General features: G+C 71.9%; 16 protein-coding genes. 4 read left to right on the top strand and 12 right to left on the bottom strand.

The window, feature by feature from the left end; all coding sequences use genetic code 11:
- Positions 1–92: 92 nt before the first annotated feature.
- The 10 genes from NAEX_RS46000 to cmk form a co-directional block, all read right to left on the bottom strand.
- A complete protein-coding gene (locus tag NAEX_RS46000) occupies positions 93–2,129 on the bottom strand; it encodes a HEAT repeat domain-containing protein (RefSeq protein WP_096334273.1) in 2,037 nt (678 codons plus the stop codon).
- On the bottom strand, positions 2,126–2,848 hold the full coding sequence (locus NAEX_RS45995; RefSeq protein ID WP_096334272.1) for a response regulator transcription factor: 723 nt from the start codon (positions 2,846–2,848) through the stop codon (positions 2,126–2,128). The genes NAEX_RS46000 and NAEX_RS45995 overlap by 4 nt, the downstream gene beginning before the upstream one ends.
- 6 nt (positions 2,849–2,854) lie before the next feature.
- Positions 2,855–3,472, bottom strand: a complete 618-nt coding sequence (locus NAEX_RS45990; protein WP_096334271.1) for a chemotaxis protein CheW — start codon at positions 3,470–3,472, stop codon at positions 2,855–2,857.
- Positions 3,469–4,035: a chemotaxis protein CheW gene (locus NAEX_RS45985; RefSeq protein WP_096334270.1), complete on the bottom strand. Its 567-nt coding sequence runs from the start codon at positions 4,033–4,035 to the stop codon at positions 3,469–3,471. Before NAEX_RS45985 ends, NAEX_RS45990 begins: the two co-directional genes overlap by 4 nt.
- Positions 4,025–6,220: a chemotaxis protein CheA gene (locus tag NAEX_RS45980; protein WP_096334269.1), complete on the bottom strand. Its 2,196-nt coding sequence runs from the start codon at positions 6,218–6,220 to the stop codon at positions 4,025–4,027. The genes NAEX_RS45985 and NAEX_RS45980 overlap by 11 nt, the downstream gene beginning before the upstream one ends.
- On the bottom strand, positions 6,217–6,594 hold the full coding sequence (locus NAEX_RS45975) for a response regulator (protein WP_096334268.1): 378 nt from the start codon (positions 6,592–6,594) through the stop codon (positions 6,217–6,219). Before NAEX_RS45975 ends, NAEX_RS45980 begins: the two co-directional genes overlap by 4 nt.
- Before the next feature lie 145 nt (positions 6,595–6,739).
- Positions 6,740–7,231 carry a transcription antitermination protein NusB gene (locus NAEX_RS45970; protein ID WP_096334267.1) on the bottom strand — a complete coding sequence of 164 codons (492 nt, stop codon included), beginning with the start codon at positions 7,229–7,231 and terminating at the stop codon, positions 6,740–6,742.
- Complete coding sequence (gene ribH, locus NAEX_RS45965; RefSeq protein WP_096334266.1) at positions 7,224–7,751, bottom strand: 6,7-dimethyl-8-ribityllumazine synthase; 528 nt, start codon at positions 7,749–7,751, stop codon at positions 7,224–7,226. Before ribH ends, NAEX_RS45970 begins: the two co-directional genes overlap by 8 nt.
- A 199-nt stretch (positions 7,752–7,950) precedes the next feature.
- Positions 7,951–9,663, bottom strand: a complete 1,713-nt coding sequence (locus NAEX_RS45960; RefSeq protein WP_096334265.1) for a 30S ribosomal protein S1 — start codon at positions 9,661–9,663, stop codon at positions 7,951–7,953.
- Positions 9,664–9,778: 115 nt separating this feature from the next.
- Positions 9,779–10,489, bottom strand: coding sequence for a (d)CMP kinase (gene cmk / locus NAEX_RS45955; protein ID WP_096334264.1), 711 nt, complete (start codon positions 10,487–10,489; stop codon positions 9,779–9,781).
- Positions 10,490–10,599: 110 nt separating this feature from the next.
- Between cmk and NAEX_RS45950 the strand changes: the two genes are divergently transcribed.
- Both NAEX_RS45950 and NAEX_RS45945 read left to right on the top strand, forming a co-directional pair.
- Positions 10,600–10,824 carry a DUF4266 domain-containing protein gene (locus NAEX_RS45950; protein ID WP_096334263.1) on the top strand — a complete coding sequence of 75 codons (225 nt, stop codon included), beginning with the start codon at positions 10,600–10,602 and terminating at the stop codon, positions 10,822–10,824.
- On the top strand, positions 10,809–11,957 hold the full coding sequence (locus NAEX_RS45945) for a DUF3570 domain-containing protein (protein WP_096334262.1): 1,149 nt from the start codon (positions 10,809–10,811) through the stop codon (positions 11,955–11,957). The genes NAEX_RS45950 and NAEX_RS45945 overlap by 16 nt, the downstream gene beginning before the upstream one ends.
- A gap of 76 nt (positions 11,958–12,033) precedes the next feature.
- Here NAEX_RS45945 and NAEX_RS45940 read toward each other — a convergent pair whose 3' ends face one another.
- The gene (locus NAEX_RS45940; protein WP_096334261.1) at positions 12,034–12,699 is read right to left on the bottom strand and encodes a peroxiredoxin; all 666 of its coding nucleotides are present in this window, start codon (positions 12,697–12,699) and stop codon (positions 12,034–12,036) included.
- Between the two features lie 386 nt (positions 12,700–13,085).
- Between NAEX_RS45940 and NAEX_RS54190 the strand changes: the two genes are divergently transcribed.
- Positions 13,086–13,577, top strand: coding sequence for a hypothetical protein (locus NAEX_RS54190; protein ID WP_096334260.1), 492 nt, complete (start codon positions 13,086–13,088; stop codon positions 13,575–13,577).
- Positions 13,578–13,654: 77 nt separating this feature from the next.
- On the opposite strand, the gene NAEX_RS45930 is transcribed toward NAEX_RS54190, so the two are convergent.
- Positions 13,655–14,566 carry a cation diffusion facilitator family transporter gene (locus NAEX_RS45930; protein ID WP_096334259.1) on the bottom strand — a complete coding sequence of 304 codons (912 nt, stop codon included), beginning with the start codon at positions 14,564–14,566 and terminating at the stop codon, positions 13,655–13,657.
- Positions 14,567–14,753: 187 nt separating this feature from the next.
- Here NAEX_RS45930 and NAEX_RS45925 point away from each other — a divergent pair, with 187 nt between their 5' ends.
- The gene (locus NAEX_RS45925) at positions 14,754–15,506 is read left to right on the top strand and encodes a recombinase A (protein ID WP_096334258.1); all 753 of its coding nucleotides are present in this window, start codon (positions 14,754–14,756) and stop codon (positions 15,504–15,506) included.
- The last annotated feature ends 83 nt before the right edge of the window (positions 15,507–15,589 follow it).

The raw sequence follows: 15,589 nt of genomic DNA, 5'->3' as shown, positions 1-15,589 counted from the left end.
GTCGAGGATCAGCTCCGTCAGCAGCCGCGACTCCTCCGGCGTGATGCGCACGCGCACCGGGGGCTCGATCCCGCCGGGGGAAGTCCGTCCGTTCACGCCGTCGGCGCTCCCTCGCCGTCGCTCGCCGCCAGCTCGGCCGCGCGCGCCTCGATCCGGGCCACCGCGCCGGCCAGCACCTTGCGCACCAGCGGATCGGGCTCGACCGCGTGGAGGCGCCGCAGCGGCGGCAACGCCGTGGCGTCGCCGCGCTCGCCGAGCGACTCCGCGGCCGCCCAGCGGACGTCCCAGCGCGGGTGCTCGAGCAACCCGAGCACCGCCGCCGTCGCCCGGTGGCCGCGGCAGCCCGCCAGCCCGCGCGCCGCCGCCTTCACGATCTCGTGGTCGGGCGCGCGGCACAGGCTCATCAGCATCACCAGATCCTGATCGGTGCCCGAGCGGCTCAGCCCCGCGATCGCCTGGATCACCACCGCCGGCGCGTTGTCGGCCAGCACCACCTCGCGCAGCCGCGCCAGCGCGATCGGGTTGTCGAGCCCCACCAGCGCCTGCACCGCGGCCGCGCGCACCGACGAGCTCGGGTCGCGCGACGCCGCCAGCAGCGCCGCCACCGACTCGGCCGCCCCGAGCTGCCCGAGGCTGCGGCAGGCCGCCGCGCGCACCCCCGCGTCCTCGTCCTGCAGCGCCAGCGCCAGCGCCGCCGCGCCCTCGTGCTCGCCTGCGATCTGCCCCAGCGCCCGCGCGGCCAGCAGGCGCACGCCGACGTCGCGATCGCCGAGCCGGGCGATCAGCGGCGCCACGAACCCGACGTCGCCGCCGCGACCGAGCAGGCCGAACGCGCGGCAGATGTTGCGTACCAGCGCCCCGCCGCTCGCGTCCGCCGGCAGGTGCGGGGCGACACGAGCGTAACGCGAGCCGAGCGCGCGCCCGGCCACCGCCGCGAACGCGACCGCTGCCGCCTCGCCCGCCGGCCCCTCGAGCGCGAGCGCGCCAGCCAGCGGCGCGATCACCTCGATCCCGCCGACCTTGCCGAGCGCCGTCGCGGCCATGCACGCCGCGTGGGCGTCGGGCCCCGCGAGCGCCGTCGTCAACGCCTCGACCAGCCGCGGGTGCGCCCCGGCCGGGCCGAGGCCGCTGACCAGCAGGAACAGATCGCCGAGCGTCTCCGGGGCTGCCTGTTCGACCATGTCCAGAAGGACAGGCACTGCCGCCTCGCCGAGGCCCGCCGCGAACTCGACCGCCCGCTCGCGCAGCTCCGGATCCGACATGGCCCGCAGGACATGCGGCAGGCTGCGCACGTCGCCGAGCGCCCCGGCCAGGGCCAGCGCCGCCAGCTTCACCTCGAGCTGGCGGTGCTCGACGAGCTCGCGGATCCGCTGGCGCAGCGGCTCGCCGTCGCCGGCGGCCAGCGCCGCCGCCACCGCGACCGGGTCGCCGCGCACCGACAGCGCCGCGTGCAGCCGCACCACCGCGACCGCCGCGGCCGCGCGCACGCCCGGCATCGCGTCACCGAGGTACCGCACGAGCTGGCCCGCCGCGGCCGGGTCGCCGCTGTGTCCGAGCACCGCCACCGCGGCTCGCCGCGTCACCGGATCCGCCAGCAGCGGAGCCAGGCGAGCCGGCGCCATCACCGCCCCGAGGCGGGCCAGCGCGTCGAGGGCGAACATCCGCAGCATCTCCGAGCTGTCCGAAAGGACATTCGCCAGCGCGCGCTCGGCTTCGGCCCCGCCGAGCACGCCGAGGGCCGTGGCCGCCGAGGCGCGCACGTTGTCGTCGCCCGGCGCGCCGAGGATCGCCGCCAGCAGCGGCACGTCGTCGGGCCCGCCGACGTCGCCGAGCAGATCGACGATCATCCGCGCCCCGGCCCCGCCGACGCGGAGCCGCCGGCGGATCGCGGGCACCACCGACGGACCGATGCCCGTCAGCACCTCGTGGCACACGGACCGCCGCGCCACCGAGTCCGGCGTCACCAGGCCGTCGAGCAATTGTTCGACGAGGATGGCGAGCTGGTCGGGCGCGGGTGGTTGCTCGCGGACCGCGGCCAGCAGGTCGCGGGCCGCGTCCTTGCGCTCGCGCCAGCGTTCGCTCCCGAAGAATTCGAGACACCGCGCGAGATCGGGGCGGAGCGCGTTCATCGGGGCTCCCCGGGGTCGAGGTTGAACATCCGCATCATGTCGTCGAAGGCGGCGCCGATCGGATCGACGCCCGGCGCCAGGGGGACCGGGTTGATCTGGCGGAACAGCTGGCGGGCCGACTCGAGATCGTTTGCCAGCAGCTCCCGGGCCTCGGCCTGGGTCGTGGCCGCGAGCACGCGGTCGCCGGCGTAGAGGATCAGGTCGGCGACGATCAGCTCGGACAGCCGCAGCGTGCGGCCGCGCTGCTCGAACAGCCGCTGATCGCCCTCGTCCTGGATCGTCGACAGCACGGCCTCGGCCTCGACCAGCCCCGGCATCGCCGCCGGATCGCCGCCGAGCAGGTGCCACAGCTTGCCGGGCAGCTGATCGCCGAGGCGATGGATCTCCACGTAGTCGTCGGCCCCGTAGAGCTGGGTCGGCCGGCGCTTGTAGCTGGTCTTGCGGAACACCGACGCCACCAGCACGACCGCGGGGATCGGCGCCGGCAGCTCGAACTTCGCCAGCTGGATCAGCTCGTGACACGCCTTCCCGCCCGGCAACGCGACGTCGAGCACCAGCGCCGCGAACATGTCGCCGCGCATCGCCTGCTCGGCCGCCGCGGTGTCGGTCACCGTCACCGCCGCGAACCCTTGCGCCGCCAGCACGCGGCCGATCGCCTGCCCGAGCGCGAGCCGCTCGTGCGCGACCAGGATCTTGAGCTTTGCCTGCCCCTCGCTCACCCCGCGTTACCTCCCCCCCGTGCGCAGCAGCGCATCGAGGTTGATCACGAACACCATGTCTTCACCCGCGTGGCGGTCCTCCGCCGGCGCCGGCTGCCCTGCGGCCGACGTCGGCGACTGCGCCCGACGATCCGGGCCGATGAGCGGCTGGCGGCGCCCTTCCGAGCGATCGCGGTGCCGATGGGCCCGCGACACACCGCTGAAGATGTTGCCGTCGGCGCTGCGGTCGAGCTCGGGCCGCAGCATCGACGGCGCCGGGCGCAGACCGCCCGCGGGCACCCGCAGCTCGCCGAGCACGCGGTCGACCTTGAGGCCGGCGATCCGGCCCGCCACGCTGACGATGATCAGCTTGTTGAGGTGGTCGATGGCCGGGTCGATCGGCACCTTGAAGCGGCGCCGCAGGTCGACCACCGGGATCACCACGCCGCGCAGCTGGATCACGCCCTCGACGATCTCCGGCGCGTACGGCACCGGACGGATCGGGTACGGGCGGGCCTGGATGACCTCCTTGATCCGCATGATCTCGATGCCGTAGAGGCCCGGGCCGACGTAGAAGCCGGCGACCTTCAGGTCCTCCTCGCCGGCGGCGGTACGGCCGTCGCGGCCGTCGCGGACGTCGGTCACGCGCGACCCTCCTCGTAGACCGTCGCCTTGACGAAGTCCTTGGCGTCGAGCAGCGCCGGCAGGTGGAGGATGATGACCAGATCCTTGCCGGTGCGGCCGAGCGCGCGGATGTACTCCGCGCGTGCGCCGGTGAGGCCGCCGGGCTTGTCCTCCATCGCCTCGGGCGGGATCCGGATCACGTCGATGACCTCGTCGACCACCAGCCCGTAGGGCTCGTCGTTGAAGTGGACGATCAGCACGCGAGCCGCCCGCCCGCGCTCGACCGGGCGCAGGCGCAGCCGGCGGGCCAGGTCGATCACCGGCATGATGCGGCCGCGGACGTTGCCGATCCCGAGCAGGAAGTCGGCCGTGCGCGGCACGTGGGTGGTCTGGAAGACCTTGCTGATCTCCTCGATCTCGTGGATCGGCAGCCCGTAGACCTCGCCGCTGACGCGGAACGTCACGTACTGCTGCAGGTCCTGCCGGACCTCGCGCTTGTAGCCGTGCTCGTAGTCCTCGTCGGTGACCACGGCCTCGCCGCTGCGGAGCAGCGCCTGCCACAGATCTTCGCGCTCACCGGACATGGGCGCCCCCCATCATGTACGCCGCGTCCGACTGGCGCACGCCCTCGTCGACGAGTCGGCCGACGTCGAGCAGCAGCACCGTGCGGTTGGCCCCGAGCTCGGTCGCGCCGGCGATGCCGGGCACGTTGCGGACCGCGCTGCCGAGCGGCTTGATCACGACGTCCTGCTGGCCGAGCAGCTCGTCGACCACCAGCCCGACGCGGTGCTGCGCCAGCCCGACGACCACCACGTACAGGCGGTTCGGGTCGCGGTAGTTCTTGTGCAGCGGCTTCAGCCCGAACAGGCGCGACAGCTGCAGCAGCGGCAGCGTGCGGCCGCCGAGGGTGATGACCTCGTGGCCCTCGACCGTCCCGATCTCGCGGGTCTCGACCATGATCGACTCGAGCACCGAGTTGAGCGGGATGCAGAACGTGTGGCCGGCCGACTGGATCACCAGCGCCTGGATGATCGCCAGCGTCACCGGCAGCGTGATCGAGAAGGTCGTCCCGCGGCCGAGGTCGGTGGTGACGTCGATCATGCCCGACAGGCGGGCGATGTTGGTCTTGACGATGTCCATGCCGACGCCGCGGCCCGACAGCTCGGTCGCCGCGTCGCGGGTGCTGAAGCCCGGCTGGAAGATCAGGTTGACCGCCTCGCCCGGGGTCAGCGACGCCGCCTCCTCCGCGTTGATGAGGCCGCGGCGGACCGCGACGTCGCGGATCCTGGTCCAGTCCATGCCGCGGCCGTCGTCCTCGACCTCGATGACCACGCGGTTGCCCTTCTGGAACGCGCGCAGCTCGATCTTCCCGCCCGGCAGCTTGCCGAGGGCCACGCGCTCGGCCGCCGGCTCGATCCCGTGGTCGATGCAGTTGCGGATCATGTGCATCAGCGGGTCGGAGAGCTCCTCGACGATCAGCTTGTCGAGCACCGTCTCGGCGCCCGAGATGACGAGGCGGATCTCCTTGTCGAGGTCGCGGCTCAGCTTGCGGACCACGCGGGCCAGCTTGTCGAACACCTGGCCGATCGGGACCATGCGGACGTCGAGGATGCCCTGCTGCAGCAGCGCCAGCTTGCGGTGCATGTCGCGGATCTGGACCCGCAGCTCGCGCGACACGTCGGCGCTGTGATCGATCTGGCGCAGCTCGTCGAGCACCCCGGTGAGGTTGGCCTGCACGAGGCCGAGCTCGCCGACCAGGTTCATCAGCACGTCGAGGCGGCGCAGGTCGACCCGCACCGTCTGGCTGAGGCTGCGCAGGCTCGCCTCGCTCGACGCCGCGCTGTTCGGGTCGGGCTCCTCCGTCGTCGTCACCACCGTGCGCGACTGCGTCGGCGCGCCCGCCCGCGGCGGCGGCTCGGCGCGCCGGGATGGCCCTTCGGACATGCTCGGAGGGGCAGGCTTCGGCGGCGCCGGCGGCGGGGCCGAGCGCCCGGGCGCCGGCGCGGGCGCGGCGGGGGCCTCGCCCGCGGGCGTGAGCCGGTGGACCGTGACGTCGGGGTTGGCCAGCGCCCCGTTGATCTCGCCGAGGCTGCCCTTCGAGCCGAGAAGGATGTCGAGCTCGATCGCGTCGTCGGACGAGCCGTCGGCGCTGGGGAGGTAGGTGATGACCTCCCCGTAGCCCTTCATCTTGTCCTTGAGCTGCTCGAGCCCGACATCGATCTGCATGATGTCGAACTTGGCGTGGACGCGGTACAGGTTGCGCCCGGCCTTGATGTTCTCGCGCAGCCGGTGCTCCTCGTACTCGGTGAGCACGCTGAGGATGTTCTCGCCGACCCACTCGAGGCTGTCCTGAGGGCCAGCCGACTCCGCCTCGCGCTCGCCGAGCTGGCGCAGCCGCTGCAGCACCGGCTCGATGTCGACCTCGCCGCCCCCGCCCTCCTCGCCCTGCGGCGCGAGCAGGCGGCCGAACATCTCGATCGCCTCGAACAGCACGTCGAGCACGGGGCGCGACAGGTCGAGCTTGCCGAGCCGCAGGCTGTCGAGCGTGTTCTCGAGGCTGTGGGCCAGCCCGCCGATCGCCGCCGCGCCGAACAGACCGGCGAGGCCCTTGAGGCTGTGGATCGCCCGGAACGCCGCGTTGATCAGGTCCGGCTCCGGGCCGGACCCGCGCGACTGCGCCTCGAGTTCGAGCAGCGTGCGCGAGAAGGTCTCGATGATCTCCTGCGCCTCGGCGATGAACTCGGCGGCGTTCTGGTCGATGCCCGTCAATCCCCGCCTCCGAGCGCCCGAGCGACCGCCGCGAGCAGGACCTCCGGCGTGAACGGCTTGGTCAGCACCACGTTCGCTCCGGCCTGCTTCGCGCGCTCGACGTCGCCGAGGCGGCCCTCGGTCGTCATCACCACCAGCGGCGTCCGCGAGTAGCGGGGCTGCTCGCGCACCGCCCGGATCAGCTCGAGCCCGTTGAAGTCGGGCATGTTCACGTCGAACACGAACAGCGCGTAGTCGCCTCGCGGCAACAGGCGTATGGCCTCGAACCCGTGCCCGACCTCGTCGACGTCGTACTCACCCGACGACTCCAGGACCGAGCTGACGAAGTTCCGCATCGCCGCGGAGTCATCGACGACCAGAGCGCGGATGGGCATCTCGGCCAGTATACGCCCGGACGCCCGTCCTCCCTTAACCTCGCGGACGGACAGAGATTGCGCAGACACCGCGCGGACAACTGTACGGCCGCCGAGCGCGCGCTCCCTCCTCACCCGTGCCCGGGCGTCCGCACCCGTGTCCGCGCTACGACTCCTCGCGAGCCTCGCCGCGCAGCTTGCCGGCCAGCGCCTGCGCGACCCCGTTGACGAACGGGGCGCTGCGCTCGCTGCCGTAGCGGGCCGCCAGTCGGACCGCCTCGGAGACGATCACCGCACGTGGCGTTTCGGACAGGCCGAGGCTCTCGGCGCCGACCAGGCGCAGCACGTTGCGGTCGACGCGATCCATCCGCGCCAGCCGCCACGAGCGCGACGTCGCCTCGATGGCCCCGTCGATCTCCGCCGCGCGCTCGCTGCTCACCGCCAGCAGCCGCCGGGCGAACTCGACGACCTTCGGATCGGCCAGCCAGCCGCGCAGCTCTTGCCCACCGTCGCCGGATTCGGCCGGCACGTGGGCCCAAAACAGCTCGAGCGCCCGCGCGCGCTCCTCGGGGCGATACGACTCGAGGTGACACAGCGCCAGCAACGCCACCTCTCGCCCGTGCGCCCGGTGCGGGTGCCGCGACTTCGTCTCAGCCACCGGAGGCCTCGGTCTGGGCGTCGGCCGCCCCGCGCGCCGCGATCTCGCGGTAGAGCCGGACCTGCTCGACCGCCGCCATCGCCGCCTCGGCGCCCTTGTTCCCGGCCTTGGCGCCCGCGCGGTGGATCGCCTGCTCGAGCGTGTCGGTCGTCAGCACGCCGTACGTCACCGGCACCTCGAACGCGAGCGCCATCTGCGACACGCCGCGCGTGCACTCGGCCGCGATCAGGTCGAAGTGGATCGTGTCGCCGCGGATCAGGCAGCCCAGCGTGATCACGGCGTCGTAGCTCTTGGCCGACAGCACCTGGCCGACGACCATCGGGATCTCGAACGCCCCCGGGCAACGCACCACCGTGATGTCCTCCGGGCGAGCGCCCGAGCGCACCAGCGCGTCGACGGCCCCCTCGAGCAAGCGGTCGGTGATGAAGTTGTTGAACCGGCTGACGACGATCGCCAGCCGCAGCCCCGAAGCGTCGAGCGTGCCCTCGATCGTCTGCACCTTCGCCAGAACCTCGGCCATGCCCGGCGGCTTACCCCGACTTTGGGGAGCGATCAAGCGCCGTCGCGCACGCGGCCGCGCGCCCCGGAACCAAGCAGCGAAGGCCCCGCCTGCCCGCGGAGACCGCGGATCGGGCAGAGCCTTCGATGTCCGGCTCCGCGGCGCCTCACCCTGGGGTGATCGGCGCCGGGAGCTCACGTCCCGCAGCGCGGGCCCGCGACTACGAGCGGTCGCGGAACTTGTTGGCGAACACGTCGCCGAGGGTCGCGCCGGCCTCGCTGGCGTTGGCGTAGCCCTGGGCGTCGGCGAGCTCGTCCTGGCGCTTGGCGCTCTTGATCGACAGGCCGATCTTGCGCTCGCCCGGATCCATCTGGATGAGCTCCGCGCGCACGCGCTGACCCGGCTCGAGCACCGAGCGGGGGTCGTCGATGCGCTCCTCGCTGATCTCCGAGATGTGGATCAGGCCCTCGATGCCGGGCTCGAGCTCGGCGAACGCGCCGAAGTCGGTCAGCTTGAGGATCTTGACCTCGATGATCTTGCCGATCGGGTAGTCGTACGGGATCCGGTCCCACGGATCCTGCGCGAGCTGCTTGAGGCCGAGGCTGATCTTCGGCTTCTCGCCCGAGTTGTCGATGTTCAGGACCATCGCGCGCACGCGGTCGCCCTTCTTGAACAGCTCGCTCGGGTGGCGGACCCGCTGCGTCCAGCTGAGGTCCGTGATGTGCACGAGGCCGTCGATGCCGGGCTCGAGCTCGACGAACACGCCGAAGTCGACGATGTTGCGGACCACGCCCTCGACGATGGTGCCCGGCGGGTAGGTCTCGAGCACCTTGTCGTACGGGTTCTCCTCGAGCTGCTTCATGCCGAGGGAGATGCGGTTCTGCGACACGTCGATGTCGAGGACCACCGCGCGGACCTGATCGCCGATCTTGAGGATCTGCTTCGGGTTCTTGATCTGGCGCGTCCACGACATCTCGGACACGTGGACCAGGCCCTCGATGCCCTCCTCGAGCTCGATGAAGGCGCCGTAGTCCTTGATGCTGACGACCTTGCCCTCGACCACGGTGCCGGGGATGTAACGCTGCTCGGCGTTGACCCACGGGTCCGCGGTGATCTGCTTGAGGCCGAGGCTGACGCGCTCCGAGTCCGAGTTGAACTTCAGGACCTTGACGCGGACCTTGTCGCCGACCTGGAACAGCTCGCTCGGGTGGTTGACGCGGCCCCACGACATGTCCGTGATGTGGAGCAGGCCGTCGATGCCGCCGAGGTCGATGAAGGCGCCGTAGTCGGTGAGGTTCTTGACCACACCCTCGACGATCTCGCCCTCTTGCAGCCGGTTGAGCGTGTCGCTCTTGAGGTTGGCGCGCTCCGCCTCGAGCAGCACCCGGCGCGACAGCACGATGTTGCCGCGCTTCTTGTTGAACTTGATGATCTTGAAGTCGAAGTCCTTGCCGATGAAGGTGTCGAGGTTGCGGACGGGCCGCAGATCGACCTGGCTCCCCGGCAAGAACGCCTTCACGCCGCCCTGCAGCAGCACCGCGAGGCCGCCCTTCACGCGGGCCTGGATGGTGCCGCGGACCAGACCCTCGGCCTCGCAGGCCGACTGGATCTCGTCCCACACCTTGCGCTTGCGCGCCTTGTCCTTCGACAGCACGACGAGGCCGTTGTTGTCCTCTTGCGCCTCGAGCAGGACCTCGATCTTGTCGCCGACGCGGACGTTGATCGTGCCGTCCTCCTCGGCGAACTCGCGCAGCGGGACCTGGCCCTCGGCCTTGCAACCGACGTCGACGACTGCGTACTCGCCGATCACATCGACGATGGTCCCCAGGACGATCGTGCCTTCACGAATCTCTGGATTTTCCTGGGTGTTCTTCTCGAAGAGCGCCGCGAAGTCGTCGTCTCCCTCGGCGCGCAGGTTGTGTTGCTCTTGCATGTTGGGGTGAAAGTTCCTTCCAACCCGCGCCGGCTCTTGAGTGGGAGGGCCTCGCGACGCGACCTGGCGGTCACGCACGACGCACGCCACCCTGGCCTACGCGAGCGGGGGGAAGCTAGGCGCTTTTCGGCGACCCGTCAACCGGCCCGCCGGCGGCCCCGCCGGGCCCTGGGAGCCTGGAAGTCACCGCGTCGACGATGGCGGCCACCACCGCGTCGGCGTCGAGGTCGCTGGAATCGACGAGAACGGCGTCCTCCGCCCGGGCCATCGGCGCCGTCGCCCGCGACCGGTCGCGTTCGTCCCGCCGGTTCAGGTCGCGCAGGACGTCCGCCAGCGCGGCGCCCTCGAGCTCGGCCTGGCGGCGAGCGGCGCGGACGGCGTCGCTGGCCGTGAGGAAGAACTTGTGCGGCGCATCGGGGAACACCACCGTCCCGAGGTCGCGACCTTCGGCGACGCAGCCGTCCCGCCCGAGCCGGCGCTGGATCTCCAGCAAGCTCGCGCGAACCGCCGGCAGCGCCGACACCTGCGACGACCCCTCGGAGATCTCCGGCGTCCGGATCGCCTGCGTGACGTCTCGCCCGTCGTACAGCACCCGCGGCCCGCCGGCTTCGGTCGCGGCCTCGAAGCGGATCGGCAGGCCCGCGGCCAGCGCCACCAGGCCGGCCTCGTCGCTCCAGGCGATCCCGCGCTCGCGGGCCGCCAGCGCCAGCGTGCGGTAGATGGCGCCGGTGTCCAGCACCGGCAGTCCGAAGTGCTGCGCCACGCGGCGCGCGACCGTGCTCTTTCCCGCGCCGGCAGGCCCGTCGATGACGATCAGGAGGCCCATTCGCACGGGGGGATAGACCAGGCGCGCCGCGCTGACAAGAGTCGTGCGCCCGACGAACCCGATCCGCGGGGCCTTGCTGCCGCGAGATTTCTGCGGCTAAGGTCGGGCCGATGTTCGCCGGACCCGCGCGCCTCGTCGCCCTCGTCCTCGCAGCAGTCGCCCTCCCGGCCGGCTGCGCCACCGTTCGTCCCTCCGAGCGCGAGGTCCTGAGCCGCCCCGAGATGAACCCTGCCGTCGAAGGCATGGAGGAGAAGTTCCAGTCGCACGTCGAATCGGCGCGCGAGGGCGGGTTCGGCGGCCACGGCGCCGCAGGTGGCGGATGCGGCTGCGGCTAGTCGTCCTCGCCTGCTTCGTCTCGCTCCTCGTCGCCCGCGACCTCGCGGCCGAGGATCGCGTCACCGTGCGCGGCAACTACTACCGCGAGACCTCGACCCGGGTGCTCGCGCCGGTCGTCTACGTCGAGAAGGACCTCCCCGACGAGCGCTTCACGATCGGCGCCGAGTACCTGCTCGACGCCGTCACCTCCGCCTCGATCGGCGCCGGCGCGGCGGCCGTCACCGGCGGCGACTTCCTCTTCACCGAGTTCCGCCACGAGGGCACCTTGCGGGCCGCCGCGCGACTCAAGGAGTGGTCGTTCGGCGGCTTCTTCCGCTACTCGACCGAGAGCGACTGGATCTCGCGCAGCTTCGGCCTCGGGGGCGCGCGCGACGTCTTCAACCGGGCCGGCACCGTCAGCCTGCAGTACATGGCCAACCTCGACTCCGTGCTGCAGCTCTACGGCGGTCGCGCGATCCCGTGGACGGGCGGCCGGATGAACCTCGAGGAGATGTCCCCGGAGACAGGTGCCCGGGCGTCCAACCTCTTGCAGGTCCACTACCTCGGCATCGGGTACACCCACGCCCTCACTCGCCGGCTGCTCGGCGGCGTGCTGGCGGAGGGCATCTACTCCAAGGGTCCGCAGGACAACCCGTACCGCAAGGTCCGCGACGGCCTCGACGAGTCGCACCCGCGCCAGCGCCGGCGCCTCGCCCTGAGCGGCTTCCTCCGCTACGCCGTGCCGAAGACGCCGCTCGTGCTCGAGGGCCGCTACCGCTTCTACGCCGACGACTGGGCCATCCTCGCCCACGCCCCCGAAGTCCGGGCCCACGTCCGCTTCTTGCGGCGCGTCATCCTGCGCCTGCGCTACCGCTTCTACACGCAGACCGGCGCCTACTTCTGGCGCGCCGACGGCAACTACGGCAGCGACTCCATCTATCGCACCGCCGACCCGAAGATGACCAAGTTCCACTCGCACACGCCCGGCATCGAGCTGACCGTCGAGCTCGACGGCCTGGCCAAGGTGCGCGGCCTCCACTGGCTCAAGGGCGCGTGGGTGCAGGCCACCTACAACCACGTCTTCTACTCGGAGGGCTACCGCTTCGGGCCGTACGCCCGCCTCGGCAGCCTCGCCTTCTCGGTCCCGTTCTGACCCGGGGCGCCTGCCCGCCCCTCCGCGGCTTCCTTCAAGGGGAGGCCGGAAGCCGACGAGCAGGCGGGGCCGGACGCTACGACGCCGGCTTCTCGAGCTGCTTGAACCCGAGATAGAAGTCGACGTGCTCCATGTCGGTGCGGGCCATCCGCTGCTGCAGGGCCTCGACGTTGCGCGGCGGCGGGATGATGACCTTGTCGCCGGGGCGCCAGTTCGCGGGCGTCGCCACCGAGTGCTTCGACGAGGTCTGCAGGCTGTCGAGCAGGCGGAGCACCTCGTCGATGTTGCGGCCGTTCGTCAGCGGGTAGTAGACGAGCGCCTGCACCTTGCGGTCGGGGTTGATGAAGAACACCGCGCGCACCGTGGCGGTGCTGCTGGCCTCGGGGTGCAGCATGCCGAACTTCTGCGCCACCTTCATGTCGATGTCGGCGATCAGCGGGTAGGGGATCTCGACCCCCAGCCGCTCCTTGATGTTCTGCAGCCACGCCATGTGACTGTGGATCGAGTCGATCGACAGACCGATGAGCTTGGTGTCGCGCTTGACGAACTCGTCGTTGCGCCGCGCGAACTCGGCGAGCTCGGTCGTGCAGACCGGCGTGAAGTCGGCCGGGTGCGAGAACAGCACCACCCACTTGCCGCCTTGCCACTCCGAGAACTTGATGACGCCCTGCGTCGTCTCGGCCACGAAATCGGGGGCCACTTCGCCGATGCGAGGGATCGCGCCAGAAACCGCTTCAGACATGAGACTCTCCTTGCGCCGCCCGCCACGGGCTGCCAGCGGCGCGCGAACTATAGCCGACGCCGCCGCGAGCGAAAACCGCACGCGCCGCCGCATCGGCGTCCGGGTGCCCCGCCCGTCCGCGACCGAACTCGTCCGCGACCGCCGCGGCGCGTCCGGCTCCGCCGCGAGCTCCCCCGCGCCCGCATGACCTGTCTCTTGAGACAGTCTGCGCGCGGTCGGGCCCGCGGCGCGCGTTCGCGACAGCGTCCGCGCGCGCCCGATCGAACGTTGACACCCGCAGCCCCGCCGGGGAACGCTGGTCCCCGCTGACACGCCGCCGCGCCGCGGGCGAGCGTCGCCGACAGCGACCCGTCCCGCTCGGCGCGACCTGCCCACGGAGGCCCGGGATGCACGACCACGAGCTGGAGACGATGGACCCCCTCACGACGCCCGCCGCCCCGCACCCGACCGCCGCGACCCGCCCGGCAGAGAGCGAGCAGCCGACCGAGGCCACCGCCCGCTCGGTCGTGTCCTCCAGAGCCCGGACCGCCGCCACGCTGGCCGACGCCGCCGAGCCTGCCCGTCCCGCCCCCGAGCCTTCCGCCCTCGCAGCACCTGTCCCTTCGGACACCCCCGTCCCACCTGCCTCTTCGGCCACCTCGCCCGCCGAAGCCCCTGCCCCTTCGGGCACCTCACCCGTCGTCCCGCCTGCCCCTTCGGACAGCCTGGCCGAGACGCGCGAGTCGCTGCTCGCCGCCTACCGGGCCCTGCTCGACCGGATCCGCGACCTCGCCCGGGGCGATCGCAGCGACCGCGTCGCCCAGCTGGCCGAGGCCGCGGCCGCGCTGGTCGAGGGGGAGTTCGCGCGGCGCCTCGTGTTCGAGACCGGCCGCGAGTGACGCGGCGTCACGCGGCGCCACCGGCGTTGCGGCCCGTCAGGGTCCGGACCGTGCGCCCTTTTCGGGTCGCGCCCGCCTCACGTGCGCGGGATGTCGGGCTCGACGAAGCACCACTTCACCTCGGGGCAGCGACCGCGCAGGCGCGTCTCGAACTCGTTGATCGTCCCCGCCACCTGCTCGACCGTCATCCCCGCGGCGAACCCGAGCTTGAGAGCGACCAGCACCTCCCCGGGGCCCTGCTGCACCGTGATGAGTCGCAGCACCCGCGTGATCTTCGGGTCCTCGACCGCCAGCGCCCCGGCGGCCGCGGTGATCTCGGGGTCGGCGGACTCGCCGACCAGCAGCGACTTCACCTCGATGGCGAGGAACACCGCCACGCCGATCAGCACCACGCCGATCGCCAGCGTCCCGATCGCGTCCCAGCGGGGGTCGCCGGTCACGCTCGCCAGCAGCAGGGCCAGCAGCGCGAAGATGAGGCCGAGGCAGGCCGCCGCGTTCTCGCCGAACACCACCACCAGGTCCGAGTCCTTGCTGTCGCGCAGGTACTGGAAGAACGGCTTGCCGCGGCGGCGCTTGTTCATCTCGACGATGTTCTTCAGCGTCGCCCAGCCCTCGATCGCCAGCGACAGCGCCAGCACCGCCAAGCCGACCTCCACGCTCTCCACCTCGCCCGCATGGCCGAGCTTGTGGATGCCCTCGTACAGCGAGAACACCCCGCCGCCGGAGAACAGCAGCAGCGCCACCATGAACGACCAGAAGTAGAGCGAGCGGCCGTGGCCGAGCGGGTGCTTCTCGCTCGGCGGCCGCCGGCTCATGCGCACGCCGAGCAGCAGCAGCAGCTGGTTGCCGCAGTCGGCCAGCGAGTGCAGCGTCTCGGCGAGCATCGCGCCCGAGCCCGTGATCACCGCCGCCACGCCCTTCGCCACCGAGATCAGCAAGTTGGCCACGAGCGACTGGATGATGTGCGCGGTCGAGTGGTCTCCTGCCATCGGCCGCAGGTTCTACCACGCGTCCGCGCGCGCTTTTCCACCTGTCTCTTCGACCAGATCGATGCGCGAGCACATCCGCGCTGCGCACCCTCGCGCAGGTGCGCCGATCCGCGCTGGTCGGTTCCGAGCGTAATGCAGCACACACAAATTTCTTTGATTCTGATTGGATGTTCAGTAACTTTGTCGCATGTCGGTCGTGGCGCTGCGGGGGGTTGAAGAGGAAGAGAGGACGGGTGACGAGCTGGCCGAAGGGACAGCTTCGGCGGCGACCGAGAGCGTCGCCTCGCCCGCCTCCTTCGTCTCCCTGGCCGCGCCCGGCAAGCTGATCGAGGTCTCGGGCGGGGCCGCGGCCGCGCGCCTCACCACCGCCGTCGCGCTGGTCCGACAGGCCCAGCTCGAGGGCGAGACCACCGTGTGGATCCAGCCGGCAGGCGGCCCGCTGTTCCCGCCCGATCTGGCCGACTCCGGCGTCGACCTCGACGCCCTGATCGTCATCCACATCCCCGAAGATCGCGGCCCTGCCGGCATCGCCCGCGCCGCCGAGCTGCTGCTGCGCTCGGGCGGCTACGGCCTGTGCGTCCTCGACCTCAGCGCCCCGCCGCCGCCTCGCGCGGACGCGAGCGACAAGATCCCGGCGGGAGATCGACATGTCCCCGAGGGCATGGCCGTTCGGACCTGTCCTCGCGGACTGCACGGCAGCGCCTGGCAAGCGCGCCTGGCCGGCCTCGCGCGCGCGCACGGCTGCCGCGTCGTCGTCCTGACCCGCCGCTCGGCCCAGCGCGACTCGCTGGGGCCGATGGTCGGCCTGCGCCTCCAGCCCCGTCGCGAGCGCCGCGGCGCCGGCCTGTTCGCCGTCCGCCCCGACGTCCTCAAGCACAAGGGCGCCGCCCCGCGCCTCGCCGCCAGCGAGCTCCGCCGCGGCCCCTGGGGTCTGGCCTGACGCGCCTCCGCATCGAACGGCTCGGCATCACCGCTCTCGCTTCGCCGCGTCGCCGCTCGCTCCCCTCCGCTCCACCCTCGCTT

The sequence above is a fragment of the Nannocystis exedens genome (genome assembly GCF_002343915.1).
GTDB classification, from domain to species: Bacteria; Myxococcota_A; Polyangia; order Nannocystales; family Nannocystaceae; genus Nannocystis; species Nannocystis exedens.
This window is presented reverse-complemented; position numbering and strand designations above follow the sequence as displayed.